The organism is Pseudomonas sp. CCNWLW23, assembly GCF_037095675.1.
Classification (GTDB): Bacteria; Pseudomonadota; Gammaproteobacteria; order Pseudomonadales; family Pseudomonadaceae; genus Aquipseudomonas; species Aquipseudomonas atacamensis.
This window is the reverse complement of sequence record NZ_JBAWKM010000030.1, coordinates 13618-36866: the sequence shown is the minus strand read 5'-3', so window position 1 is coordinate 36866 and position 23249 is coordinate 13618. Positions and strand designations below refer to the sequence as shown.

Below are 23249 nucleotides of genomic sequence, written 5' to 3'. Positions count from 1 at the left end.
AAAACCCTGTATCCGTTCAGCCTTGTCCTACAGGATTTCGCATGCCGTTCACCAGCAAACCGCTCTCGGGTCTGAAAGTCATTGAATTGGGTACGCTGATCGCCGGGCCGTTTGCCTCGCGCATTTGCGGCGAATTCGGCGCCGAGGTGATCAAGATCGAGTCGCCGGACGGCGGCGATCCCCTGCGCAAGTGGCGCAAATTGTACGAAGGCACCTCGTTGTGGTGGTTCGTCCAGGCGCGCAACAAGAAGTCGCTGACCCTCAATCTGAAACACCCGGACGGTTTGGCGATCCTGAACCAGCTGCTGGGCGAAGCCGACATCCTCATCGAGAATTTCCGCCCCGGCGTCCTGGAAAAACTCGGCCTGAGCTGGGGAACCCTGCACGCACTGAACCCGAAACTGGTGATGGTGCGCCTGTCCGGTTTTGGTCAGACCGGGCCGATGAAGGACCAGCCGGGTTTCGGTGCGGTCGGCGAATCCATGGGTGGCCTGCGGTACATCACCGGTTTCGAAGATCGGCCACCGGTGCGTACCGGCATTTCCATCGGTGATTCGATTGCCGCGCTGTGGGGCGTGATCGGTGCGCTGATGGCGCTGCGTCATCGCGAGGTCAATGGCGGGCTGGGCCAAGTGGTCGACGTTGCGCTGTATGAAGCTATCTTCGCGATGATGGAAAGCATGGTGCCGGAGTTCGACGTGTTCGGTTTCATTCGTGAGCGCAGCGGCAACATCATGCCGGGCATCACGCCCTCTTCGATCCACACCAGCGCCGACGGCAAGCATGTGCAGATCGGCGCCAATGGTGATGCAATCTTCAAACGCTTCATGCTCGTGATTGGCCGCGAAGATCTTGCCAACGACCCACTGCTGGCCAGTAACGACGGGCGCGACAGTCGCCGGGACGAGTTGTATGGCGTGATTGATCGCTGGGTCAATTCCTTACCACTGCAGACTGTTCTCGACTTGCTCAATCAGGCCGACGTACCGGTCAGCCGGATCTTCAGCGCCGAGGACATGTTCAACGATCCGCAATATCTGGCGCGAGAGATGTTCCTGCACGCCAAGCTGCCGGACGGCAAGGACTTCAAGATGCCCGGCATCGTGCCGAAACTTTCCGAAACCCCAGGTTCATCCGAATGGGTCGGGCCGCAGTTGGGCGAACACAATGCGCAGGTGCTTGGCGATCTGGGCTACGACGCGGCGCAAATCGCTCGGCTGCGCGAAGACGGGGCCATCTGAGCAGCGCCGGGCGCTTCGGTTTTTCAAGCAACAAGCCGCGCACTGGGCAAACGCCGGGCAAAAGAAACCCCGAGAAGTGGGGAGACGACTCGGGGTTAAACGGGGTCTGCTTCGAGACCCGTAGCAGCAAGCGACAAGCACCGGAGCACAATGCTTGATCTCGCTGTTATGGGGTCTGACTGACAGGGATGCAGGAAGGTTCCCACAAAAAATATTTCATCTTTACAGGGCCGGACGCTTGTCCAGAGCTGCATTGCGCAACGCCGCAATCACGCAGGGTTCCAGCCGCCCTTCGGCGATCATCACGTCACGGTGCAGGCCGTCCACCACGTCGGTCAGCAAGCGCTTGTCGCTCAACTGGGCCTGATTGAATTCGCGTTCCACCACAATGGCGCCGCTGCTGTTCTTCAGCGTCACCAGACATTCACCATGGCTGCCGCGAGGGGTCAGCGTCACCTGATACGGGCTCAGAGCCTCACCGAGCAATAGACTGATACTTTCCATCTCGATCTCCACTCAATAGTCCGAAAACACAGTGCCTGGGGCGTGTTCACATTAAATGACCACCGGCCCGAGAAGAAAGTTCTGCCTGTCGCGTCCCAACCTTGCGGGTCCGCGTCTGACAGAGCATGCACGGCGAAGATGACAGAAAAATATTCGCCGGTTTCAGGCCTCGATGAGCTCCTGCGGGGTGATCAGATAACTGTCCAGCAGACCTCTCATCAACACCGCCGAAACCGGCGTTTGCAGCCGTCCCAGCAGGCGCAGGCGTTGCTGGCGGAGCAGCGGCTCCAGATCACTCATCAAACTCTGCGCGACCGAGCCCAGCAGAATCAGGGCACGCGCCTCATGGTGCGCCGCCAGGTGATGAATCAAAGCCAGCCCATCGCCACCCTTGAGCTGCGGATCGCAGATGGCGATATCGACCGCGCCGCGATGCCCCAGTGAACTCAAGGCTGACGCCAGCGAAGGCGCGGTCAATACATCGTAGATGCCGATGGCATTGAGCATTTGATGCAATGCCATCAGCTGGAACGGGTTGAGTTCAAGAATCAGGACTTTAAGCGAGCGCATGGGCGACCTCTGGAGCGATCATCGCGGACTCTCACCGCAGTTGTCGTTCACTCTAGGGCAGGCGTCTTAAGCCTCCCATCAGAAAAGTAGCCGCGTCTTGCAGGACATTTCCCTTCTTTACTGCAGACAGCGACACCCGCTCTCGGTCCTGCGCTGAGTGATATCGGTCCAGCCACCCAACAGGCCGCGCAATTTACCGTCACCGCTGTAAAACGGCACGGTCCACTGATAAACCTCGCGAGACCCGCCCTTGAACAGCAGCTGTCGTTTGCTGAAGCGCGACTTGCGGGTCTGCAACTGGGCGATGAATTCATCGTGGAGCATGCGCGCGGTGGTTTCCGGAAACGCATCGACTTCGATCAGCAGGCGCCCCTGCATCTGGTCCAAGCGCACCGACAGCGCTTCCTCGTAACTGCGATTGCAGATGATCAACCGCCCGTGCAGATCACGGACAAACACCGGATCCGGCATCGAATCGATCAGGGCGTGCTGAAAGGCCAGTTGATCGCCCAACTCCTTTTCCGCCGCGCAGCGCAACTTGATCACGGCCGCTAGGCGTCTGTTCCACACTAGCGACAGCATCCCGAAAACGCCGATTACCCCCATCGCCCAGCATGCCCACTCGACCAGGCGTTCCCAGACGGAGGGCACGGGCGGCGGCGAAACGCCCGCCAGCCACTTGAGACGCATCGCCCGCAACTCCGCCGCAGGGAACGCTTCCAGCGCCTTGTTGAGAATACTCAGTAGTTGCGGCATGCCTTTTCGTACAGCCAGATGATCGGCTTCCCACTTGCCCTCTACCAGGGCACCGACCTTGAGCATGCCCAACGGATAGAGCTGCGCGCCGATTTCGTTTTCGATGGTTGCGTAGGCTTCACCGCTCTCGACCAGCGCCCGCGCTTCGGCGTAGGTTTTCACCGAGCGTATTTCAATCGACGGATAATCGCGGCGAATCGCATCCTCCAGGGCATGACGGGCGGGCAGCACCAGAACGCGCTTGGCCAGTTGCTCGAAAGACTCCACCCGCGGGGTATTGGCATGTCCGACAAAAACCCAGCCTGCCCCTCCAAAAGCATGACTGAAATCGAGAAACGCCTTGCGATCATCACTCATGGCCAAGGTCGTACTGATGTCCGCGACTCCGCTTTGCAGGCGATCGAGCATATGGTCGGTAGAGAACGATTCCTGGTGCTCGAATTGCAGGCCGGTCATTGCGCTGACGCGCTTGAGCACATCGTTGTTCAGACCGCTCCACTGGCCATGTTCGTCCTGAAACAGGTACAACGGATATTGCACCGATGCCACCGTCACTCTGGGGTTGTCACGTATCCATTGCTGCTCGTGCGCATCCAGCTCGATAGCCTGGACACTGGCTGACGCATTGGCCTGATCGAGTGCCATTTGCGCTGCCATGCCGCTGTGTGTCCACCCCAGCACCGCCAACAAAAACAACCAGCCCAGTGCCGGTTTCAAACCTCTGTAAAACAGCATTGCCATTTCCTTCGTGATCGACTCACCCGTCCTTCGTGGGTGAAAACCCGAGCAGTGTGGCAGCAGAAACAAAAAAGCCCGTCAGGAGACGGGCTTCAAAATGTGACAGCTTTTACTGGCTTAGAGTGGCTTGCCGCGGTTGCCATGCTGGCTGACAAAGGCTTGCACGGCTTTCAGGTCGTTTGGCAGAACCGTGCAGCGCTCGTTTCGCTCAAACAAATCAGAAAGATGTGCAGGTAGTTCGAGCGCTTTTCCTACACCCGCTTTCTCCACTGCCTCAGGAAACTTGACCGGATGGGCAGTACCCAGAATGACCATCGGGATATCCAGGCTGCGACGGCATTCGCGCGCGGCTTTCACACCGATGGCAGTGTGCGGGTCGAGCACCTCACCGGTTTGCTCGTAGACGTCGGCGATGGTTTCGCAGGTCTGCGCATCGTCCACCGCCAGGGAATCGAACAGCTTGCGTGCTTCGGTCCAGCGCTCTTGCTCGACGCTGAAACTGCCGTCCTTTTTGAACGAGTCCATCAGGCCGGCAATCGCCGCACCGTTACGGCCGTGCAGGTCGAACAGCAGGCGCTCGAAGTTCGACGACACCATGATGTCCATCGACGGCGACAGCGTTGCGTGCAGGGTTTCCTTGACGTACTGGTTGCCGCTCATGAAGCGGTGCAGGATGTCGTTGCGGTTGGTCGCGACGATCAACTGGTTGATCGGCAGGCCCATGTTGCGCGCCAGGTAACCGGCGAAGATGTCGCCGAAGTTACCGGTCGGTACCGAGAACGACACCGAACGCGCCGGACCGCCCAACTGCAGGGACGCATGGAAGTAGTAAACGATCTGGGCCATGATCCGCGCCCAGTTGATCGAGTTCACCGCCACCAGACGCGTGCCTTTGAGGAAGCTCTGGTCGGCGAAGCTGTTCTTGACCATTTCCTGGCAGTCATCGAAGTTGCCTTCGATGGCGATGTTGTGGATGTTCTCGCCGAAGATCGTCGTCATCTGCCGACGCTGCACTTCCGATACACGCTGATGCGGGTGCAGGATGAAGATGTCGACATTTTCGCAGTGCTTGCAGCCTTCGATGGCCGCAGAACCGGTGTCACCAGAGGTGGCACCGACAATCACCACGCGCTCGCCGCGCTTTTCCAGCACGTAATCGAGCAGGCGACCGAGCAGTTGCAGGGCGAAGTCCTTGAACGCCAGGGTCGGGCCGTGGAACAGCTCAAGCACCCATTCATTACCGTTCAACTGACGCAGTGGCGCCACGGCGCTGTGCGCGAACACGCCGTAGGTTTCTTCGAGAATTTTCTTGAAATCGGCATCCGGAATGCTGCCGGTGACAAACGGGCGCATCACCCGGAAGGCCAGTTCGTGATACGGCAGGCCGGCCCAGGAAGCGATTTCTTCCTGAGTGAAACGTGGCAGGTTTTCCGGGACGTACAGACCGCCGTCGGTCGCCAGACCGGCCAGCAGGACCTCTTCGAAATTCAGGGCCGGGGCCTGGCCGCGAGTACTGATATATCGCATTTTTTTCAAACCTTCGGTTTGAGCTGCAAGCTGCAAGCTGCAAGTCGCAAGTAAAAGCCAGACTGCTTCTCTCTTGCCGCTTGCAGCTCGAAGCTTGCCGCTGCTTTTAGTTCAAATGTTCGACACGGATCCGTACAACCGGGCCGTCGACGCCAGCCAGTGCTTCCAGCGCGGTGATCGCATCGTTGATGCGCTGCTCGACCACGCGGTGGGTCAGCAGGATCATCGGCACCAGGCCGTCATGCTCTTCGACTTCCTTCTGCATGATCGATTCGATATTGATGCCGCGCTCCGACAGGATGCTCGCCACCTGCGCCAGTACGCCCGGATGATCCTTGGCGTGAATGCGCAGGTAGTAAGCGCTTTCGCAGGCTTCGATCGGCAGGATCGGATGCGCCGACAGCGAGTCCGGCTGGAAGGCCAGGTGCGGCACACGGTTTTCCGGGTCGGAAGTCATCGCGCGAACCACGTCGACCAGGTCGGCGATCACCGAGGAAGCGGTCGGCTCCATGCCAGCGCCGGCACCGTAGAACAGCGTCGAACCGGCGGCGTCGCCGTTGACCATCACTGCGTTCATCACGCCGTTGACGTTGGCGATCAGGCGATCGGCCGGAATCAGCGTCGGGTGCACGCGCAACTCGATGCCGGCGTCAGTGCTGCGCGCCACGCCGAGGTGCTTGATGCGATAGCCCAGCGCTTCGGCGTAGTTGACGTCGGCGGTGGTCAGTTTGGTGATGCCTTCGGTGTAAGCCTTGTCGAATTGCAGCGGAATGCCGAAGGCAATCGACGCCAGAATGGTCAGCTTGTGCGCGGCATCGATGCCTTCGACGTCGAAGGTCGGGTCGGCTTCGGCGTAACCCAGCGCTTGCGCTTCGGCGAGTACGTCTTCAAACGTACGGCCCTTCTCGCGCATTTCGGTGAGGATGAAGTTGCCGGTACCGTTGATGATCCCGGCAACCCAGTTGATGCGGTTGGCGGACAGGCCTTCGCGGATCGCCTTGATCACCGGAATGCCACCGGCCACCGCCGCTTCGAATGCCACGATCACGCCTTTCTCGCGTGCCTTGGCGAAAATCTCATTACCGTGAACGGCTATCAGCGCCTTGTTCGCGGTGACCACATGCTTGCCATTCTCGATGGCCTTGAGTACCAGCTCGCGGGCAACGGTGTAGCCGCCCATCAGCTCTATGACGATGTCGATCTCAGGGTTCGTGGCCACTTCGAAGACATCGTTGGTAATCGCAATACCGGTCGTCTGGAACTGAGGCTTTGGCGTGCGCGTGGCAATTTGTGCCACTTCGATTCCACGCCCGGCACGACGAGCAATTTCCTCGGCGTTGCGCTGAAGTACGTTGAAGGTACCGCCACCGACGGTCCCTAACCCACAGATGCCTACTTTGACCGGATTCACTGTGAACTCCCCATGAAACGGCCGACACAGGGTCGGCCGGAAAACAACCGCGTGCTCGCGGCTCTCTGTTGATGGCCCGGCGCTGTTGCCGCCGGACCACGATCGTCAACGGTTGCCCGTGACGATGCGAATTACTTCGCGCCCAGCGCCAGTTTGGCGACTTGTGGCGCCGGCTGGTAGCCCGGAATGACCTGGCCGTCGGCCAAAACGATGGCCGGTGTACCGTTCACGCCGATCGACTGACCGAGGGCGAATTGCTTGGAAACCGGGTTATCGCACTTGGCGGCCTTGATTTCCTTGCCATCGACCATTTTGTCCATGGCGGCTTTCTTGTCTTTCGAGCACCACACTGCTTGCAGCTGCTCGTCACCCGGCGAATTCAGGCCCTGGCGCGGGAACGCCACGTAGCGCACTTCAATGCCGCGCTTGTTCAGCTCCGGCACTTCGGCGTGCAGTTTATGGCAGTACGGACAGGTGGTGTCGGTGAACACGGTGATATGCGATTTGGTCTCGCCCACGGCCGGGTAGACCACGGTTTCGGCCACCGGGATGGCATTGATCAGTTTGGAAATGCCCAGGCGTTCGGTCTTCTCGGTCAGGTTGACCGGTTTGCCATTCGCCAGCTGATACAGGTTGCCCTGCACGATGTACTGGCCATCGGCGCTGGCGTACAGCACGCGGCTGCCTTTGAGTTTGACTTCGTACATGCCAGGCAATGGGCTGGCACTGATGCTCTCGACCGGAACCTCGAGTTCGAGTTTTTCCAGGCTTTGACGAATGGCTTTGTCAGCCGCGTCGTCAGCGACGGCAAAGGTGCTCACCAACGCAATGGCGGCGGCGGCGAAAATCTGGGTCAGACGCATGAGTACTCCTGAGGGCGGGCCAATGAAACGGTCAGAACGCCCGTGCGAAACACCGGGTCATAACCGTCCATCGTGCAAACCGGCAAAGCCTAACACATAAGGTCACGAGGGCCGAATGCGCCTGTCGCCACACACTCATGTGCCACTGACCCACAACCACATGTGGCGGACACACATTATTGTGGCGAGGGGATTTATCCCCGCTGGGTTGCGAAGCAGCCCTAAGCCATCCACCGCGATCTTTCACTCAAAATCGAGCCAGCCGGGTTTGCGACTGCTGCGCAGCCGAACGGGGATAAATCCCCTCGCCACAGGTCAGTGTTTCAACATTATGGGATGTGTCAGCCGCGTGGGTGGTGCTTGGCATGCAAGTCCTGCAAGCGGGCGCGGGCGACATGGGTATAGATCTGCGTCGTAGACAGGTCGCTGTGCCCGAGCAGCATCTGCACCACGCGCAAGTCCGCGCCATGGTTGAGCAGGTGTGTGGCGAACGCGTGGCGCAAGGTGTGCGGCGACAGCGACTTGCTGATCCCGGCGACCTTGGCCTGATGCTTGATGCGATGCCAGAACGTCTGCCGGGTCATCTGCTCGCCGCGCTGGCTGGGGAACAGCACATCGCTGGGGCGGCCACCGAGCAACTCGCCACGACCATCACGCATATAACGCTCGACCCACACAATCGCCTCCTCGCCCATCGGCACCAGACGCTCCTTGCTGCCCTTGCCCATCACCCGCAATACGCCTTGGCGCAGGTTGACCTGCTCCAGCGTCAGGCTGATCAGTTCGGTCACGCGCAGGCCACAGGCATACAGCACTTCCAGCATCGCGCGGTCGCGCTGGCCGATGGCTTCGCTCAGATCCGGCGCCTTGAGCAGTGCTTCGACATCGGCTTCCGACAGCGACTTGGGCAACGGCCGCCCCAGTTGCGGCATGTCGACGCGCAACGTCGGGTCGACGCTGATCAGTTTTTCCCGCAACAGATAGCGATAAAAGCCACGCACCCCGGAGAGAAATCTCGCGGTGGAGCGCGGCTTGTAGTTTTGCTCCAGCCGCCACGCCAGATGATCGAGGATCAATTCGCGGCCGGCATTGATCAGCTCGAGATTTTTCTCCTGCAACCAGCCGTTGAACAGCGCGAGGTCACTGCGATAGGCGTCGCGGGTATTGTCGGACAGGCCTTTCTCCAGCCATAAAGCGTCGAGAAATTGATCAATCAGCGGATGGTCGATGGCAGGCATGGGTGCTCGGGGCAGGCAGTTTTTAACACTGCGCGCAAATAGACAGTGAACGACGGGAATGGCCGCTAGTCTTTCATAGCCAGCCAGATCAAGGAACAGGGAGCATCAATGAACGAGCAGCAAATTCTCTTGGCATTTGGCGGGATCGGCGCGGCGGCGCTGGGTTGTCAGTGGCTGGCATGGCGCCTGAAGCTGCCGGCCATTCTGTTTCTGCTGCTGACCGGCATTTTGGCCGGCCCGCTGCTGGGTTGGCTCGACCCGCAGGAAATGTTCGGCCCGCTGCTGATGCCACTGGTGTCGCTGGCAGTGGCGCTGATTCTGTTCGAAGGCAGCCTGACCCTGCACCTGTCGGAATGGAAAGAGATCGGCAGCGTCGTTCATCGACTGGTGACCCTCGGTGCGATTTCGACCTGGATCGTCATCGCGGTCGCCACGCACTTTCTGCTGGGCTTCGACTGGATGCTGGCGATTCTGTTTGGCAGCCTGACGCTGGTCACCGGTCCGACCGTGATCGTGCCGATGCTGCGGGTGGTGCGGCCAAAAGCTTCGATTGCCAACATCCTGCGCTGGGAAGGCATCGTCATCGATCCGATCGGCGCTCTGCTCGCCGTCGTGGTGTACAGCTTCATCATCGCCAGCGCTGAAGGGCATGGCCTCAAGCAAAGTCTTCTCACCTTCGGCGGGGTGATCCTCTGCGGCGCGGTGTTTGGTGTCGTCGGTGGTTGGCTGCTGGGGACGGTGATCCGACGTCAATGGCTGCCGGAATACCTGCATAACCTGGCCTCCCTGGCAGCCGTGCTGGCGATTTTCATCGGTGCCAACCAAGTGATGCATGAGTCCGGACTGCTGGCGGTGACGCTGATGGGCATGTGGCTGGCCAACATGAAAGGCGTGGACGTGCGGCACATCCTGCACTTCAAAGAAAACCTCAGCGTGTTGCTGATTTCCGGGCTGTTCATCCTGCTCGCGGCGCGCCTGGACCTAGACGCTTTGCTTGGCCTGGGACCGCTGGTGTTGATTCTGCTGTTGGTGATCCAGCTGATCGCTCGCCCATTGAATGTTTTGCTCAGCACCGCCGGTTCCAGTCTGAGCTGGCGCGAACGGGCGTTGCTGTGCTGGATCGCGCCGCGCGGGATCGTCGCTGCGGCTGTCTCGGCGATTTTCGCGATTCGCCTGGATGAATCCGGACATCAAGGCGCCCTGCTCCTGGTGCCGCTGACCTTTGCGGTAATCATCGGCACCGTGGTTTTGCAAAGCGCAACGGCTCGACCGCTGGCACGGCTGTTAAAGGTCGCCGAACCGGCGCCGAGCGGTTTTCTGATCGTTGGAGCCAATGGCCCGGCCCGTGAATTGGGCAAGTCGCTGCAGCAACTGGGCAGCCGCGTGCTGCTGACCGATTCGAGCTGGGAAAATATCCGCGCGGCACGTATGGAAGGCTTGCCGACCTACTTCGGCAACCCGGCGTCGCAGCATGCCGACGCGCATCTGGACCTGGTGGGGTTGGGGCATTTGCTGGCACTGTCACCGTCGGGCGAGCTGAACACATTGGCGGCGATGCGCTTTCGTCATGACTTCGGTCATCAGCGCCTGTTCGGTCTGGCTAGCGGCCATGAAAGCCGCCGCAGCGACAAGCACCGCGCAAGCCTGGAACACCGGGGCAATCAATTGGGCAGTGAGGCACTGACCTATTCGAAACTGGCCGGCCAGATGGGCCAGGGTGCCGAGCTGTACAGCACAACCTTGACGGATGGGTTTGGCTGGGAGGATTACCTAGCGCTGCATGGCAATCGCGCGACGCTGCTGTTCATGCGTGATGACAGCGGCTGGGTGCATGTGGTGACACCGGAAACGGCGTTGAAGCCGGGAGCTGGGTGGACGTTGCTGGCATTGATTCAACCGCAAGGTTCCGGCGCCTGACAGACCGATTCGCGAGCAGGCTCGCTCCCACATTTGAATTCCTGTGGGAGCGAGCCTGCTCGCGAAGGCCGCGACTCGGTCACAGATAGACAGAAGATCCTTGCAGCACGAATCGCAGGCAACAAAAAAGCAGCCCGTAGGCTGCTTTTTTCTGCATCGGAAGCTGGGCTTAAGCCAGTTTTTCCTTGATGCGTGCTGCTTTACCCGACAGGTCGCGCAGGTAGTACAGCTTGGCTTTACGTACGTCACCGCGACGTTTGACAGCCATGCTGTCGATCTGCGGGGAGTAGGTCTGGAAAGTACGTTCTACGCCAACACCGTTGGAGATTTTACGAACGGTGAACGCACTGTTCACGCCGCGGTTACGCTTGGCGATTACAACGCCTTCGAACGCTTGCAGACGGGAACGATCGCCTTCCTTCACTTTCACCTGAACGACAATAGTGTCGCCTGGGGCGAAGGTAGGGATTTCTTTGGTCATCTGCTCTGCTTCGAGTGCAAGGATGATTTTGTTGGTCATGCTGTGCTCCTAAGGTAAATCGTTCGATCTACCATCGATACGTTGTTAACTATCGTCCCGCTCGCGGATGTATTCCTCGAGCAGCTTCTTCTCTTCTCCAGAAAGCGAGCGGCTTTCCAGAAGATCGGCGCGTCGTTCATAGGTCCGACCAAGGGACTGCTGTAAACGCCAACGCCGGATATGCGCGTGATTGCCACTCAGCAACACGTCGGGAACACGCTGATCCGCATACACCTCCGGTCGGGTGTAGTGCGGGCAATCCAGCAGACCATCCGTAAAGGAATCTTCCTCAGCGGAATCCGCATGCCCTAAAGCTCCAGGCAGCAGTCGTGTAACCGCATCGATCAGGACCATGGCCGGCAGCTCGCCGCCAGACAGTACATAGTCGCCAATCGACCACTCTTCATCGACATGAGCCTCAATAAAGCGCTCGTCAATGCCTTCGTAGCGGCCGGCAATCAGGATCAATGCATCCGATTGTGCCAGCTCGCGTACCGCCGACTGAGTCAGTTGACGGCCTTGGGGGGACAGGTAAATCACCTTCGCCGCCTCCCCGGCTGCTGCCTTGGCCTGAGCCAGCGCATCTTCCAGGGGCTTGATCTTCATCACCATGCCCGGACCACCGCCAAACGGGCGATCGTCCACAGTGTGATGCCGATCCGTCGTGTAATCTCGCGGATTCCAACAGGTCAGCTGCAAGAGCCCCTGTTTGACCGCACGACTGGTGATGCCGTAATCGCCAATGGCGGAAAACATCTCGGGAAACAAACTGATCACTTCTACGCGCAAGTTAGCCACGTTCAGAAGTCCGCGTCCCAATCCACCTTCATCTCGCCCGCTTCCAGGTCGACGGCCAACACGCATTGCTCCGTATAGGGCAACAGGCGTTCGCGATCATCCAGGCTGCCAGCGCAAGGCTTGACGACCATTACATCATTGGCGCCGGTTTCCAGAAGATGATCGATTTTCCCGAGCAGTTGCCCAAGGGTGTCGATGACCTTCAGACCTTCCAGCTGGTACCAGTAGTACTCGCCTTCGGTCAATTCAGCGAACAGGTTGCGCGGCACGCAGATCTCATAACCGGCCAGAAGACGAGCTTCTTCACGATCATCGAGACCCTTGAGCTTGGCGACCAGGAACTTGTCGCTCCCGCGTCCACTGACCAGCTCGACCTGTTTGACATTGCCTTCGCGCTTGAGCGTCCAGGTTTTGTACTGCAACAGGTTTTCAGTCGGATCAGTAAAGGAATAAACCTTCACTTCGCCGCGAACGCCATGAACAGAATAAATTTTGCCAATAACGATCAAATCATCGGCAGGGGCTGGCGTCGCGTTCATATTGCTCAGGCCGCAGCCTTGGCAGATTCCTTCAACAACTGAGCAACGCGCTCAGAAGGTTGTGCACCAACGCTCAGCCAGTAGGCAACGCGCTCTTGGTTCACGGACAGACGGATTTCCTGACCACGGGCAACAGGGTTGAAGAAACCAACCTGTTCTTTGTGGGAGCCGTCACGCGGGTTACGCGAGTCGGTTACGGTCAGGTGGTAAAACGGGCGCTTTTTGGAGCCGCCAAGGGCAAGACGGATTGTTAGCATGTGAACATCGTTCCTGTAGTCGGTGCTGCAAATCTAAATGCACAGCGGGCATGGGTGCCCGAAAGGCCGCATATTCTAAGGAATATCCGGACTTTTGCAAATGACTTTTTCCGGCGCCCATGGCATGCCGTGCAGATTTGCATAGAGAGCCGTCGATAAAAACGGCCAGTCAGCTCCCGCCGAGTGCGGGTTTGCTGTTGATCCTGCGTCCTTGCAGGGTCTGCGCCGGTGCGACGACCGGCGAAGTCTTTACATTTTCGGCATGCCGCCGCCGGGCAACATACCGCCCATGCCGCGCATCATTTTTGCCATACCGCCCTTGGCGGTGAATTTCTTCATCATCTTCTGCATCTGCTTGTGCTGCTTGATCAAGCGGCCGATGTCCTGCACCTGCGTGCCGGAACCCATGGCGATCCGGCGCTTGCGCGAACCGCTGATCAGCTCAGGGTCGCGGCGCTCGGCCGGGGTCATGGAATTGATGATGGCTTCCATCTGCTTGAACTGCTTCTCTGCGGCGTTCTGGGCATTGCCCATCTGCGACAGGTTGACGCCGCCGATGCTCGGCAGTTTGTCCATGAGCCCGCCGAGGCCGCCCATGTTCTTCATCTGTTGCAGCTGATCGCGGAAGTCTTCGAGGTCGAAGCCCTTGCCCTTCTTCAGCTTCTTGGCCAGTTTGTCGGCCTTGTCCTTGTCCAGCGTCGCTTCGGCCTGCTCGATCAGGCTGAGCACGTCGCCCATGCCGAGGATCCGCGAGGCGATACGCTCAGGGTGGAACGGATCGAGCGCTTCGCTCTTCTCGCCCATACCGATGAACTTGATCGGCTTGCCGGTGATGGCGCGCACCGACAGCGCGGCACCGCCACGGGCGTCGCCGTCGACCTTGGTCAGGATCACACCGGTCAGCGGCAGCGCATCGCCGAACGCCTTGGCCGTGTTGGCGGCGTCCTGACCGGTCATGGCGTCGACCACGAACAGGGTTTCGACCGGGTTGATCGCGGCGTGCAGCGCCTTGATCTCGCCCATCATCTCTTCGTCGATGTGCAGACGACCGGCGGTATCGACGATGACCACGTCGATGAATTTCAGTTTTGCTTCTTTAATAGCCGCATTGGCGATGTCGACCGGCTTCTGGCTCAGGTCGGACGGGAAGAACGTCACGCCGATGTCGTTGGCCAGGGTTTCCAGCTGCTTGATCGCCGCCGGACGATATATGTCCGCCGAAACAACCATGACCGACTTCTTCTTGCGCTCTTTAAGAAAGCGCGCCAGTTTGCCGGCGGTGGTGGTTTTACCCGCGCCCTGCAGACCGGCCATCAGAATCACGGCTGGCGGAACGGCACTCAGGTTGAGGTCTTCGTTGGCCGCACCCATCAGGCTTTCGAGTTCGGCCTGGACGATCTTCACGAATGCCTGGCCCGGCGTCAGGCTGCGCGACACCTCGGTGCCGACAGCGCGCTCCTTGACCGAATTGACGAAGTCCTTGACCACCGGCAATGCGACGTCAGCTTCGAGCAACGCCATGCGCACTTCACGCAGGGTGTCTTTGATATTGTCCTCGGTCAGCTTGGCCTTGCCGGTGACATGGCGCAGCGTCTGCGAGAGACGGTCGGTTAAGTTTTCAAACATTGCGCGATCCTTTCAGGCCCTGTACGAACCGGGATAATGGCGGCCCAGACCGGAATCAACATGTGCTCGGCGAGCCTGCGGCGTGGGCAGGTCGCGGATTATAGCGAAGACTGCGGCCGGCGGACACCTCGCCGTCAGCTTGCGGAGTCTTTCGTGCCGTGGCGGTTCTATGCCAAACTCAGCGCCTTTCGGGCTCGCCTAACAGGATTTATGCTCCCCTTGTCACCCAGTTTGCTGACCACCCTCGCCGCCGCCCTGCTCTATGCCGCTGCGACCGTCTATCAAAGCACCCGCCTGGCCACCGGCGCCAAGGCGAACAAGCGCCTGCTGGTCAGCCTCGGCGTCTTCGCCGTGCTCGCCCACGGCGCCAGCCTGCTTACACATCTATTGACCCCGATCGGCCTTGGCCTGGACTTCTTCAGTGCGTCCAGTCTGATCGCTGCTGCGGTAATCGCCCTGACCCTGCTCGCCTGTTCGCGGATCCCGGTGGAAAACCTGCTGGTGCTGCTGTTCCCGCTGGGCGCGATCACGATATTGCTGGCGCAGTTCGCTCCGACCGGCACGGTGCAGATCATCGATGAAGAGCCGGGCATTCTCGCGCACATTCTATTGTCGATCCTCGCTTACGGCATGTTCACCATCGCCGTGTTCCAGGCGTTGCTGCTGCTGGTTCAGGACCATCAGCTCAAGCACAAGCACCCGTCCGGGCTGATCAAGAACTTCCCGCCCCTGCAAACCATGGAAAGCCTGCTGTTCGGCTTTCTCTGGGCCGGCTGGACGCTGCTGTCGCTATCGCTGATTTCCGGCTGGCTGTTCGTCGAGAACCTGTTCGCTCAGCACTTGGTGCACAAGACCCTGCTGGCCTGTTTGGCATGGATCGTCTTCAGCGTGCTGTTGTGGGGCCGCAACCGTCTGGGCTGGCGCGGCCACAAGGCGATTCGCTGGACCCTCGCCGGTTTCTGCCTGCTGATGCTGGCGTACTTCGGCAGCAAACTGGTTCGTGAATACATTCTGCACATCTGACGGGCGGCATAAATGGACGGTTTGCCCATAGGGCCGATGCTCGCGGTATTTGTCCTGCTGATTTTATGGTCAGGGCTGTTTACCGCCGTCGAAATCGCGCAGCAACACTTGCTCGCGCAACGTATCGCCTCGCGCGCCAGCGATAAACCGCTAGCGAAGCTGAGCTTCCCGCTCGACAGCCTGATCCTCTGCAACACCCTGTGCCGCGCCCTCGCAGTGATCATCGCGACGTTGCTGGCGATTTTCCTCTGCGAAGAAAACGGCCCGTGGGCGGCCTGCCTTGGCGCCGGTGGCATCCTGCTGGTGTTCGCCGATTATTTCCCGCGCACCGTGGCTCGACGCTATCCCGACGCTGTGCTGGCGTTCGGCAATACCCTGCTGGTCGTGCCGATGAAAATCGTCTACCCGTTCGCGTGGCTGTTCAGCCGGGTCAGCGCTTTGCTGTTGACCCCGTTCACGCGCAAGGCTCAGGTGGTGCAACAGAGCGAGGACGAGTTGCCGGCCGATCACGATGAGGATCACGACCATCCGGTCCGCACCCACCCGGTGTCGGGCATTCATGCGCTGGACAACATCACGGTCAACGACATTCTGGTGCCGCGCAGTGACGTCGACGGCATCAACCTCGACGATTCGATCGAAGAGATCATCGAGCAACTGCGCGAGAACAAGCGCACGCGTCTGCCGGTGTTTCACAGTGACATCAATCAGGTCGAAGCGGTGCTCAACACCCGCCAGATCGGCCATTTGCTGAGCAACGGCGGATTGACCCGCGAGGCACTGCTGGCCGCCAGCTACGAGCCTTACTTCGTCCCGGAAAGCACGCCGCTGCAACTGCAACTGCTGAACTTCCACAAGCAGCAACGCCGTCTCGGCATGGTCGTGGACGAGTACGGTGAAGTGCTGGGCATCGTCACCCTTGAAGACATTCTCGAAGAGATCGTCGGCGAATTCGAAAGCGAGCACAGCCTCGACAACCCGCACATCCATCCCCAGGCCGACGGGCGTATGGTGATTGATGGCGCCGCGTCGATCCGCGACCTGAACAAGTGCCTGGGCTGGCACCTGCCGAGCGACGGGCCGAAAACGCTCAACGGCCTGGTCACCGAAGCGCTGGAAACTATTCCGGAAAGCGCGGTGTGCCTGAAGATCGGGCGTTATCGACTGGAAATCCTCGAGACCGAGGAGAACCGGGTGAGCAAGGTGTTGATCTGGCTGACCTCATCGGTGCCTGCTCTGGTGCCTGCTCGATAAAGCTGCATTGTTTGCGCTTGTTTGATCGTTAGCCCCCTTCCTATAATCGAGGCGCTTACCCAAGCGCCGTCGATCCCTGTGCCTACCCGGCACTGCCCGGATCCTGACTGTTTCCGCTGCAAACCGACGACTGTTCCTACTCGAAACAGCGCTCGCGCCCTACCCCACATCCCTGGGTGTTCGACCATAATAATTCGCTCCACTGGAGCTCATGACTGTCAGGGATCACCGCATGACGACCCATACCGCTTACAGCGAAACCGCGCCTGCCCAGCCGACCAATTCCGCCACTCGCGTGGCCACGGCAAGCTTCATCGGCACCGCCATCGAGTTCTACGACTTCTACGTTTACGCCACTGCTGCGGCGCTGGTGATCGGGCCGGTGTTCTTTCCGCAGACCTCCGGCACGGCGCAGATGCTTTCCGCTTTTCTCACTTTCGGCATTGCCTTCCTCGCCCGACCACTGGGTTCGGCACTGTTTGGCCACTTCGGCGACCGTATCGGTCGTAAATCGACGCTGGTCGCCTCGCTGCTGTTGATGGGCGTGTGCACCACCTTGATTGGCGTGTTGCCGGGCTACGACAGCATTGGGGCCTGGGCGCCGATTCTGCTGTGCGTGCTGCGCTTCGGTCAGGGCCTGGGCCTTGGCGGCGAATGGGGCGGTGCGGCGCTGCTGGCCACGGAAAACGCGCCGAAGGGCAAACGCGCGTGGTTCGGCATGTTCCCGCAGCTCGGGCCATCGATTGGTTTTCTTGCAGCCAACGGCCTGTTCCTGACCTTGGCAATGACCTTGGATGACGAACAGTTCCGCAGTTGGGGCTGGCGTATTCCGTTTCTGCTCAGCGCGGCGCTGGTGATGGTCGGCCTGTATGTGCGCCTGAAATTGCATGAAACGCCAGTGTTCGCCAATGCGATCGCCCGTCAGGAGCGAGTCAAGGTGCCGCTGGTCGAGCTGTTCAGCCAATACTGGGCGCCGACCCTGCTCGGGGCGGCGGCGATGGTGGTCTGCTATGCGCTGTTCTATATCTCGACGGTGTTTTCCCTGAGCTATGGCGTATCGACGCTGGGTTACAGCCGCGAGACTTTCCTTGGCCTGCTGTGCTTTGCCGTGTTGTTCATGGCCGCAGCGACGCCTTTGTCGGCCTGGGCCAGCGACCGTTACGGGCGCAAACCGGTGCTGATCATCGGTGGCGTGCTGGCGATTCTGTCCGGATTTCTCATGGAGCCATTGCTAACGCAGGGCTCGACCTGGGGCGTGGCGCTGTTTCTGTGCATCGAGCTGTTTTTGATGGGCGTGACATTCGCACCGATGGGCGCGCTGTTGCCTGAGCTGTTTCCGACCCACGTGCGTTATACCGGCGCTTCAGCGGCGTACAACCTCGGCGGCATCGTCGGAGCCTCGGCGGCGCCGTTCTTTGCGCAGAAGCTGGTGGCGATGGGCGGGTTGAGCTATGTCGGCGGGTATGTGTCGGCGGCGGCGGTTTTGAGTCTGATTGCGGTGCTGTGCTTGAAGGAGACGCGCAATAACGATCTGAGTCGGGTTGCCTGACGGAAGGTAAAAAGCTTCGCGAGCAGGCTCGCTCCCACAGGGAAATGCATTCCAAATGTGGGAGCGAGCCTGCTCGCGAATGTATGCCGCAACTCGGTTTACAGCTCGACAACAACCGCCTGCGACGCACGGGTCGCCTTGGCACGTGCAGCCTCGATCGACTCATCACGGGCCAGCGCCACGCCCATGCGGCGCTGACCGTTCACTTCCGGCTTGCCGAACAGACGCAGCGCGGTGTCCGGCTCGCTCAACGCAGCGCCCAGGTTGGCAAATGCGGTCTGGGTCGACTGCCCTTCCACCAGAATCACTGCCGACGCCGACGGGCCGAACTGACGGATCAGCGGCACCGGCAGGCCGAGAATGGCGCGGGCATGCAGGGCGAATTGCGACAGGTCCTGGGAAATCAGCGTGACCAGACCGGTGTCATGCGGCCGTGGCGACACTTCGCTGAACCACACCTGATCACCTTTGATGAACAGCTCGACGCCGAACAGACCACGGCCACCCAGCGCTTCAGTGACTGCTTTGGCAACGCGCTCGGATTCAGCCAGAGCAATCGGGCTCATGGCCTGCGGCTGCCAGGATTCCTGATAGTCGCCCTTCTCCTGACGGTGCCCCACCGGTGCGCAGAACGTGGTGCCGCCAATGTGGCGCACGGTCAGCAGGGTGATTTCGTAGTCAAAGTCGATGAAGCCTTCGATGATCACCCGACCTTTGCCGGCGCGACCGCCCTCTTGCGCGTAATCCCAGGCTTTCTGTACGTCATCGGCGCTGCGCAGCAGGCTCTGGCCCTTGCCCGACGAACTCATCACCGGCTTGACCACGCAAGGGAAACCCAGGTCCTGAACGGCTTTGCTGTAGTCCTCGAAGGTGTCGGCGAAGTGGTACGGCGAGGTCGGCAGGTCCAGCTCTTCGGCAGCCAGACGACGAATACCTTCGCGGTTCATGGTCAGCTGCGCCGCACGCGCGGTCGGAATCACGGTGAAGCCTTCGGCTTCCAGCTCGACCAGCGTGGCGGTAGCGATGGCTTCGATTTCCGGCACGATGAAGTGCGGCTTCTCGGCTTCGATCACTGCACGCAGAGCAGCGCCGTCGAGCATGTTGATCACGTGGCTGCGATGGGCGACTTGCATGGCCGGCGCGTTGGCGTAGCGGTCGACGGCAATCACTTCAACGCCCAGGCGCTGCAGTTCGATTACCACTTCCTTGCCCAACTCACCACAGCCACACAGCAATACGCGGGTCGCGGTTGGCGACAATGGAGTTCCGATACGGGTCATCTCAGGTCCTCAAAGGAAGCGGATCATCGAGGAAAGCCACGCAGGTGCGCTTTCCATGGGGAGAAAGCGCGGCATTTTACATGAACCCGAGGGTTTGGCTTCAGCTGGCGACAGCCTGTTTGCGATCACGCCAGGCCATGATCAGCCAGACCGCGGTAACGCCGGCGAACTTGGAGGCCAGCGCGGTGATGATCACCGGCGGCGTCAAGGCGTCGATCATGCCGAAAAAGATGAAGGTATCCAGCGGAATGCTCAGCGCCGAACTGATCCACAGACGATCACGCAACGGCCGCTTGGTGATGCTGAACACCAGCCAGTCGATGCACTCGGAAACCGCGAACGCCGTGGCGCTGGCCAGCGCGATGGAAGGGTCGGACGTGATGTAGGAGAGCACCAGCGCCGCCAGCATCGCCACGATCGCGCCATGACCGAAGCGCGTTTGCACCATGTCGCGCAGCACGAACACCAGCCCGCCCCAGGCCGACCAGATGATGTCCAGGTGCGGTGCGGTGGAAAAGGCGAAGTTGATCAGCACGACGCTGCTGATGTAGGCGATGAGGAAGATCATGGAGGTGGCCTGTAAATGTGGCGCACAGGTTACTTGAGCGCTGGTATTGCGCCAATAGGTGCGGTGACAGGACCGACGTCTTCACGAGCAGGCTCGCTCCCACAGTGGAACGCATTTTCAAGGTGGGAGCGAGCCTGCTCGCGAAAGCGGTGGTTCAGACGCCTGACTTCGCGGGAATCATCCAGACCAATCCACTCGCCTTCGCCCGTTCATGACACAACCCCAGCACGACGCGGCGCTCGTCATTGTTCATGCGGCCCCAGCGGGTGATCTCCGCGACCGTGCGCTGGCACCCGGTGCAAACATCATCTTCGTCCAGCGCGCAGATATTCACGCAGGGAGAGGCGACTGGTCGTTCAACAGTCGTCATTGTTCCTGCTCGACCAGATCGCGGGCGTAACGCTGCGAGTTATGCACATAGTGCGCGGCGCTGGCTTCGAGCATATTCTTTTGCGCCTCGGTCAGTTCACGCACGACCTTGCCCGGCGAGCCCATCACCAGCGAACCGTCGGGAATTTCCTTGCCTTCGCCGATCAGCGAATTGGCGCCGATGATGCAGTTCTTGCCGATCTTCGCGCCGTTGAGAATCACTGCGTTGATACCGATCAGGCTGTAATCGCCGACCGTGCAACCGTGAAGCATCGCGTTGTGGCCGATGGTCACGCCGGTACCGATGGTCAGTGGATAGCCCATGTCGGTGTGCATCACCGTACCGTCCTGCACATTGCTGTTCTTGCCGACGAGGATCAGTTCGTTGTCGCCGCGCAACACAGCGTTGAACCAGACGTTGGCGCCCTCTTCCAGGCGAACCTTGCCCACCAGCACGGCATTGGGCGCGACCCAGCTCTGTGGATGGGTTTCGACACGGGCGTCGCCCAGGCGGTATTTCATTTTGTTTTCCTCAGGGCTCACGGCCGTTCGAACGACGGCTCAGGTATCGATAAAGCTTTTCGGCGGTCGGTGCAGGCTGATTTTGGCGTCATAGAGCAGGTTGATCAACTCGACGATCATGATTGCCGTCAGGCCCCAGATCTTGTACTCGCCGAAGCGATAGCTCGGCACGTACCAACTGCGGCCCTGATAATCGATGCGATGAGTATGCTCACGCGGGTCCTTGCGGAAGAATTCCAGCGGCACGCTGAAGACGGCGGCGATCTCGGCATCATTGGGCTGGTATTCGACAAAGTCGGGAATCACCCCGACATACGGCGTTACCTTGATGCCGTGCAGGGAGATCAGCGGACTCAGCGGGCCGATGACTTCGACCAGGCCCGGTGGCAGGCCGATCTCTTCTTCGGCTTCGCGCAGCGCGGTGAATATGAGGTCCGGATCTTCCGGGTCGCGTCGCCCTCCGGGGAAGGCAACTTCGCCGCCATGGGTCGAAAGCCCGCTGGCGCGCAGGGTCAGGACCAGTTCCGGTTCGTCACTGCGGGTGATCGGCACCAGCACGGCGGCTTCGGGGAAACGTGCGTCGGTCTCCAGCGTACGCGGTGTGTGGTTGCTTACCCTATGCAGTAGCTCGTCCAGCATGAGTGTTCTCGATCGGTGCCTTGCTCCGCATCATGCACCAATCAAAGCAAGCGCCCAAGCCCCCAAAACCCGTCGTGTCGCGAAACGACAACTTGCCGACCGGCCCCGCTGCACGCCAAGATAGGCGCAGCATTCAGGAACCCGAGCATGAAATTTTGCAGCCACTGCGGTAACCCGGTCACCCAGCGCATTCCCGAAGGCGACTCGCGGCTGCGATTTGTCTGCGACAGCTGTCAGACCATTCACTACCAGAACCCCAATATCGTCGCCGGTTGCGTGCCGACCTGGGGGACGAAAGTGCTGCTCTGCCGCCGCGCCATCGAGCCCCGTCTCGGTTACTGGACGCTACCTGCCGGCTTCATGGAAAACGGCGAGACCATCGAGCAGGCCGCCATCCGCGAAACCGCCGAAGAAGCCTGCGCCCGGGTGCGCAACCTGAGCATCTACACGCTGATCGACGTGCCGCATATCAGCCAGGTGCATGTGTTCTTCCGCGCCGAACTGGCCGATCTGCAATACGCGGCCGGGCCGGAAAGCCTTGAAGTGCAGCTGTTCGAAGAAGCCGACATTCCCTGGGACGAGCTGGCTTTCCGCACGGTCGGGCGCACGCTGGAATGTTTCTTTGCCGATCGGCGCAGCGAGGTTTACCCGGTGCGTTCGGAGTCGATTCCGCCACTGGTGCAGCCGGCGATCACTTGAGCTTCGCGGCACCCTGCCGATAACCACACCTGCATCTATCACTATGTGTCTGCGTCATTCTTGGGGAATCGTTTCAATGCGTTGGTTGCTTGCCCTGTTGTGCCTGTCGTTCGTCAGCGTTTCGCAAGCGTCATTCGTGACCACCGTGACGCCCTCGAACACTCCGCTGATCGAAAAAGTCCTGGTACTGAAATCGGCCCACCAACTGCAGTTGATTGCCGACGGCAAGCCGCTGAAGACCTATCGCATCTCCTTGGGCAAGGGTGCAAAGAAAGGCCCGAAACTGATCGAGGGCGACAAACGCACACCCGAAGGTTTCTATTGGATCGACTGGCGCAAGACCAGCGACAAATTCAACCTGTCGATGCACATCTCCTACCCGAACATCAGCGATGCCGCCCGCGCACGCCGTGAAGGTGTCGAGCCCGGCGGGATGATCATGATCCACGGCACCCCGGATTCAGCAGACAATCCGGAGCAGTTATTCCACACCCTCGACTGGACCGATGGCTGCATCGCCATGCGCAACGTCGACATGCGTGAAGTGTGGAATCTGGTACCGGACGGCACGATGATCGAGATTCGTCCGTAAACTCGACCGCTGGTCACCGCAACAAAAATAAATCAAAAGATCGCAGCCTGCGACGGCGCCTACAGGGGTGATACCACTCTCAACTGTAGAAGCTGTCGCAGGCTGCGATCTTTTGCTTTTTATGGTCCACCACTAATACCACTTTAAACATGACCCCTGACAACCGCCAATCCATTGGGCCAGACGCCATTTCATCGCGTTGACATGGTATTCAAGTGGTATTAGCTTCCGTCGCACAAGCGAGCCACA

The 23249-nt window shown here is 59.9% G+C and carries 24 protein-coding genes; 7 read left to right on the top strand and 17 right to left on the bottom strand.

All coding sequences use genetic code 11. The features are described from left to right. Window positions 1-41: 41 nt before the first annotated feature. Window positions 42-1241: a CaiB/BaiF CoA transferase family protein gene (locus tag V8J63_RS25970; protein ID WP_336464847.1), complete on the top strand. Its 1200-nt coding sequence runs from the start codon at window positions 42-44 to the stop codon at window positions 1239-1241. Between the two features lie 222 nt (window positions 1242-1463). Here the strand turns inward: V8J63_RS25970 and V8J63_RS25965 are convergent, their stop codons facing one another. The 7 genes from V8J63_RS25965 to xerD all read right to left on the bottom strand — a co-directional run bounded on the left by V8J63_RS25965 (window position 1464) and on the right by xerD (window position 8848). After that, a complete protein-coding gene (locus tag V8J63_RS25965) occupies window positions 1464-1745 on the bottom strand; it encodes a DUF3509 domain-containing protein (protein WP_016771530.1) in 282 nt (93 codons plus the stop codon). A gap of 162 nt (window positions 1746-1907) precedes the next feature. Then, the gene (locus V8J63_RS25960) at window positions 1908-2315 is read right to left on the bottom strand and encodes a response regulator (protein WP_336464846.1); all 408 of its coding nucleotides are present in this window, start codon (window positions 2313-2315) and stop codon (window positions 1908-1910) included. A gap of 117 nt (window positions 2316-2432) precedes the next feature. Next, window positions 2433-3806, bottom strand: coding sequence for a transporter substrate-binding domain-containing protein (locus tag V8J63_RS25955; RefSeq protein ID WP_122706120.1), 1374 nt, complete (start codon window positions 3804-3806; stop codon window positions 2433-2435). 120 nt (window positions 3807-3926) lie between these two features. After that, entirely contained in the window at window positions 3927-5336 is a 1410-nt protein-coding gene (gene thrC, locus V8J63_RS25950; RefSeq protein ID WP_024011723.1) for a threonine synthase, read from the bottom strand. A gap of 106 nt (window positions 5337-5442) precedes the next feature. Beyond that, window positions 5443-6747, bottom strand: a complete 1305-nt coding sequence (locus V8J63_RS25945) for a homoserine dehydrogenase (protein WP_024011722.1) — start codon at window positions 6745-6747, stop codon at window positions 5443-5445. A gap of 131 nt (window positions 6748-6878) precedes the next feature. Beyond that, on the bottom strand, window positions 6879-7610 hold the full coding sequence (dsbC, locus tag V8J63_RS25940) for a bifunctional protein-disulfide isomerase/oxidoreductase DsbC (protein WP_016771534.1): 732 nt from the start codon (window positions 7608-7610) through the stop codon (window positions 6879-6881). Between the two features lie 341 nt (window positions 7611-7951). Beyond that, window positions 7952-8848 carry a site-specific tyrosine recombinase XerD gene (gene xerD, locus V8J63_RS25935; protein WP_071174488.1) on the bottom strand — a complete coding sequence of 299 codons (897 nt, stop codon included), beginning with the start codon at window positions 8846-8848 and terminating at the stop codon, window positions 7952-7954. Between the two features lie 108 nt (window positions 8849-8956). Between xerD and V8J63_RS25930 the strand changes: the two genes are divergently transcribed. Beyond that, window positions 8957-10765: a cation:proton antiporter gene (locus tag V8J63_RS25930; RefSeq protein ID WP_336464845.1), complete on the top strand. Its 1809-nt coding sequence runs from the start codon at window positions 8957-8959 to the stop codon at window positions 10763-10765. A 169-nt stretch (window positions 10766-10934) separates the two neighbouring features. On the opposite strand, the gene rplS is transcribed toward V8J63_RS25930, so the two are convergent. The 5 genes from rplS to ffh all read right to left on the bottom strand — a co-directional run bounded on the left by rplS (window position 10935) and on the right by ffh (window position 14505). Beyond that, a complete protein-coding gene (gene rplS / locus V8J63_RS25925) occupies window positions 10935-11285 on the bottom strand; it encodes a 50S ribosomal protein L19 (RefSeq protein ID WP_003175895.1) in 351 nt (116 codons plus the stop codon). Between the two features lie 45 nt (window positions 11286-11330). Next, window positions 11331-12083, bottom strand: coding sequence for a tRNA (guanosine(37)-N1)-methyltransferase TrmD (gene trmD / locus V8J63_RS25920; protein WP_038860625.1), 753 nt, complete (start codon window positions 12081-12083; stop codon window positions 11331-11333). Window positions 12084-12085: 2 nt separating this feature from the next. Next, window positions 12086-12622 carry a ribosome maturation factor RimM gene (gene rimM, locus V8J63_RS25915; protein ID WP_016771538.1) on the bottom strand — a complete coding sequence of 179 codons (537 nt, stop codon included), beginning with the start codon at window positions 12620-12622 and terminating at the stop codon, window positions 12086-12088. Between the two features lie 5 nt (window positions 12623-12627). Next, window positions 12628-12879 carry a 30S ribosomal protein S16 gene (gene rpsP, locus V8J63_RS25910; protein WP_003185073.1) on the bottom strand — a complete coding sequence of 84 codons (252 nt, stop codon included), beginning with the start codon at window positions 12877-12879 and terminating at the stop codon, window positions 12628-12630. Window positions 12880-13128: 249 nt separating this feature from the next. Next, window positions 13129-14505, bottom strand: a complete 1377-nt coding sequence (gene ffh, locus V8J63_RS25905; protein WP_007967791.1) for a signal recognition particle protein — start codon at window positions 14503-14505, stop codon at window positions 13129-13131. A gap of 210 nt (window positions 14506-14715) precedes the next feature. Between ffh and V8J63_RS25900 the strand changes: the two genes are divergently transcribed. From V8J63_RS25900 to V8J63_RS25890, 3 genes are all read left to right on the top strand, one after another. Next, on the top strand, window positions 14716-15528 hold the full coding sequence (locus V8J63_RS25900; protein ID WP_336464844.1) for a cytochrome C assembly family protein: 813 nt from the start codon (window positions 14716-14718) through the stop codon (window positions 15526-15528). 12 nt (window positions 15529-15540) lie between these two features. Next, window positions 15541-16782, top strand: a complete 1242-nt coding sequence (locus tag V8J63_RS25895) for a CNNM domain-containing protein (RefSeq protein ID WP_336464843.1) — start codon at window positions 15541-15543, stop codon at window positions 16780-16782. Window positions 16783-17014: 232 nt separating this feature from the next. Next, on the top strand, window positions 17015-18331 hold the full coding sequence (locus V8J63_RS25890; protein WP_130901537.1) for an MFS transporter: 1317 nt from the start codon (window positions 17015-17017) through the stop codon (window positions 18329-18331). Between the two features lie 98 nt (window positions 18332-18429). Here V8J63_RS25890 and purT read toward each other — a convergent pair whose 3' ends face one another. The 5 genes from purT to V8J63_RS25865 all read right to left on the bottom strand — a co-directional run bounded on the left by purT (window position 18430) and on the right by V8J63_RS25865 (window position 21709). Then, window positions 18430-19611, bottom strand: a complete 1182-nt coding sequence (gene purT / locus V8J63_RS25885) for a formate-dependent phosphoribosylglycinamide formyltransferase (protein ID WP_024011715.1) — start codon at window positions 19609-19611, stop codon at window positions 18430-18432. Between the two features lie 100 nt (window positions 19612-19711). Continuing rightward, on the bottom strand, window positions 19712-20179 hold the full coding sequence (locus tag V8J63_RS25880; RefSeq protein WP_016771544.1) for a VUT family protein: 468 nt from the start codon (window positions 20177-20179) through the stop codon (window positions 19712-19714). 154 nt (window positions 20180-20333) lie between these two features. Then, window positions 20334-20549: a DUF1289 domain-containing protein gene (locus tag V8J63_RS25875; RefSeq protein WP_039759143.1), complete on the bottom strand. Its 216-nt coding sequence runs from the start codon at window positions 20547-20549 to the stop codon at window positions 20334-20336. Next, on the bottom strand, window positions 20546-21070 hold the full coding sequence (locus tag V8J63_RS25870; RefSeq protein ID WP_130888428.1) for a gamma carbonic anhydrase family protein: 525 nt from the start codon (window positions 21068-21070) through the stop codon (window positions 20546-20548). Before V8J63_RS25870 ends, V8J63_RS25875 begins: the two co-directional genes overlap by 4 nt. 39 nt (window positions 21071-21109) lie before the next feature. After that, on the bottom strand, window positions 21110-21709 hold the full coding sequence (locus V8J63_RS25865) for a CoA pyrophosphatase (protein WP_016771547.1): 600 nt from the start codon (window positions 21707-21709) through the stop codon (window positions 21110-21112). Between the two features lie 147 nt (window positions 21710-21856). On the opposite strand from V8J63_RS25865, the gene V8J63_RS25860 reads away from it, so the two are divergent. Further along, window positions 21857-22408 carry an NUDIX hydrolase gene (locus V8J63_RS25860; RefSeq protein WP_016771548.1) on the top strand — a complete coding sequence of 184 codons (552 nt, stop codon included), beginning with the start codon at window positions 21857-21859 and terminating at the stop codon, window positions 22406-22408. Window positions 22409-22484: 76 nt separating this feature from the next. Further along, the gene (locus tag V8J63_RS25855; protein WP_024011712.1) at window positions 22485-23000 is read left to right on the top strand and encodes a L,D-transpeptidase family protein; all 516 of its coding nucleotides are present in this window, start codon (window positions 22485-22487) and stop codon (window positions 22998-23000) included. Window positions 23001-23249 lie beyond the last annotated feature (249 nt).

What these genes read in the sequence shown, in the direction of transcription:
- V8J63_RS25875 (WP_039759143.1), bottom strand. Translation starts at nt 20,549, where the DNA reads ATGACGACTGTTGAACGACCAGTCGCCTCTCCCTGCGTGAATATCTGC.
- V8J63_RS25930 (WP_336464845.1), top strand. Translation starts at nt 8,957, where the DNA reads ATGAACGAGCAGCAAATTCTCTTGGCATTTGGCGGGATCGGCGCGGCG.
- V8J63_RS25870 (WP_130888428.1), bottom strand. Translation starts at nt 21,070, where the DNA reads ATGAAATACCGCCTGGGCGACGCCCGTGTCGAAACCCATCCACAGAGC.
- V8J63_RS25865 (WP_016771547.1), bottom strand. Translation starts at nt 21,709, where the DNA reads ATGCTGGACGAGCTACTGCATAGGGTAAGCAACCACACACCGCGTACG.
- thrC (WP_024011723.1), bottom strand. Translation starts at nt 5,336, where the DNA reads ATGCGATATATCAGTACTCGCGGCCAGGCCCCGGCCCTGAATTTCGAA.
- ffh (WP_007967791.1), bottom strand. Translation starts at nt 14,505, where the DNA reads ATGTTTGAAAACTTAACCGACCGTCTCTCGCAGACGCTGCGCCATGTC.
- V8J63_RS25965 (WP_016771530.1), bottom strand. Translation starts at nt 1,745, where the DNA reads ATGGAAAGTATCAGTCTATTGCTCGGTGAGGCTCTGAGCCCGTATCAG.
- V8J63_RS25970 (WP_336464847.1), top strand. Translation starts at nt 42, where the DNA reads ATGCCGTTCACCAGCAAACCGCTCTCGGGTCTGAAAGTCATTGAATTG.
- V8J63_RS25900 (WP_336464844.1), top strand. Translation starts at nt 14,716, where the DNA reads ATGCTCCCCTTGTCACCCAGTTTGCTGACCACCCTCGCCGCCGCCCTG.
- rpsP (WP_003185073.1), bottom strand. Translation starts at nt 12,879, where the DNA reads ATGCTAACAATCCGTCTTGCCCTTGGCGGCTCCAAAAAGCGCCCGTTT.
- V8J63_RS25880 (WP_016771544.1), bottom strand. Translation starts at nt 20,179, where the DNA reads ATGATCTTCCTCATCGCCTACATCAGCAGCGTCGTGCTGATCAACTTC.
- xerD (WP_071174488.1), bottom strand. Translation starts at nt 8,848, where the DNA reads ATGCCTGCCATCGACCATCCGCTGATTGATCAATTTCTCGACGCTTTA.
- rplS (WP_003175895.1), bottom strand. Translation starts at nt 11,285, where the DNA reads ATGACCAACAAAATCATCCTTGCACTCGAAGCAGAGCAGATGACCAAA.
- V8J63_RS25955 (WP_122706120.1), bottom strand. Translation starts at nt 3,806, where the DNA reads ATGCTGTTTTACAGAGGTTTGAAACCGGCACTGGGCTGGTTGTTTTTG.
- purT (WP_024011715.1), bottom strand. Translation starts at nt 19,611, where the DNA reads ATGACCCGTATCGGAACTCCATTGTCGCCAACCGCGACCCGCGTATTG.
- rimM (WP_016771538.1), bottom strand. Translation starts at nt 12,622, where the DNA reads ATGAACGCGACGCCAGCCCCTGCCGATGATTTGATCGTTATTGGCAAA.
- V8J63_RS25860 (WP_016771548.1), top strand. Translation starts at nt 21,857, where the DNA reads ATGAAATTTTGCAGCCACTGCGGTAACCCGGTCACCCAGCGCATTCCC.
- dsbC (WP_016771534.1), bottom strand. Translation starts at nt 7,610, where the DNA reads ATGCGTCTGACCCAGATTTTCGCCGCCGCCGCCATTGCGTTGGTGAGC.
- V8J63_RS25855 (WP_024011712.1), top strand. Translation starts at nt 22,485, where the DNA reads ATGCGTTGGTTGCTTGCCCTGTTGTGCCTGTCGTTCGTCAGCGTTTCG.
- V8J63_RS25895 (WP_336464843.1), top strand. Translation starts at nt 15,541, where the DNA reads ATGGACGGTTTGCCCATAGGGCCGATGCTCGCGGTATTTGTCCTGCTG.
- V8J63_RS25960 (WP_336464846.1), bottom strand. Translation starts at nt 2,315, where the DNA reads ATGCGCTCGCTTAAAGTCCTGATTCTTGAACTCAACCCGTTCCAGCTG.
- V8J63_RS25890 (WP_130901537.1), top strand. Translation starts at nt 17,015, where the DNA reads ATGACGACCCATACCGCTTACAGCGAAACCGCGCCTGCCCAGCCGACC.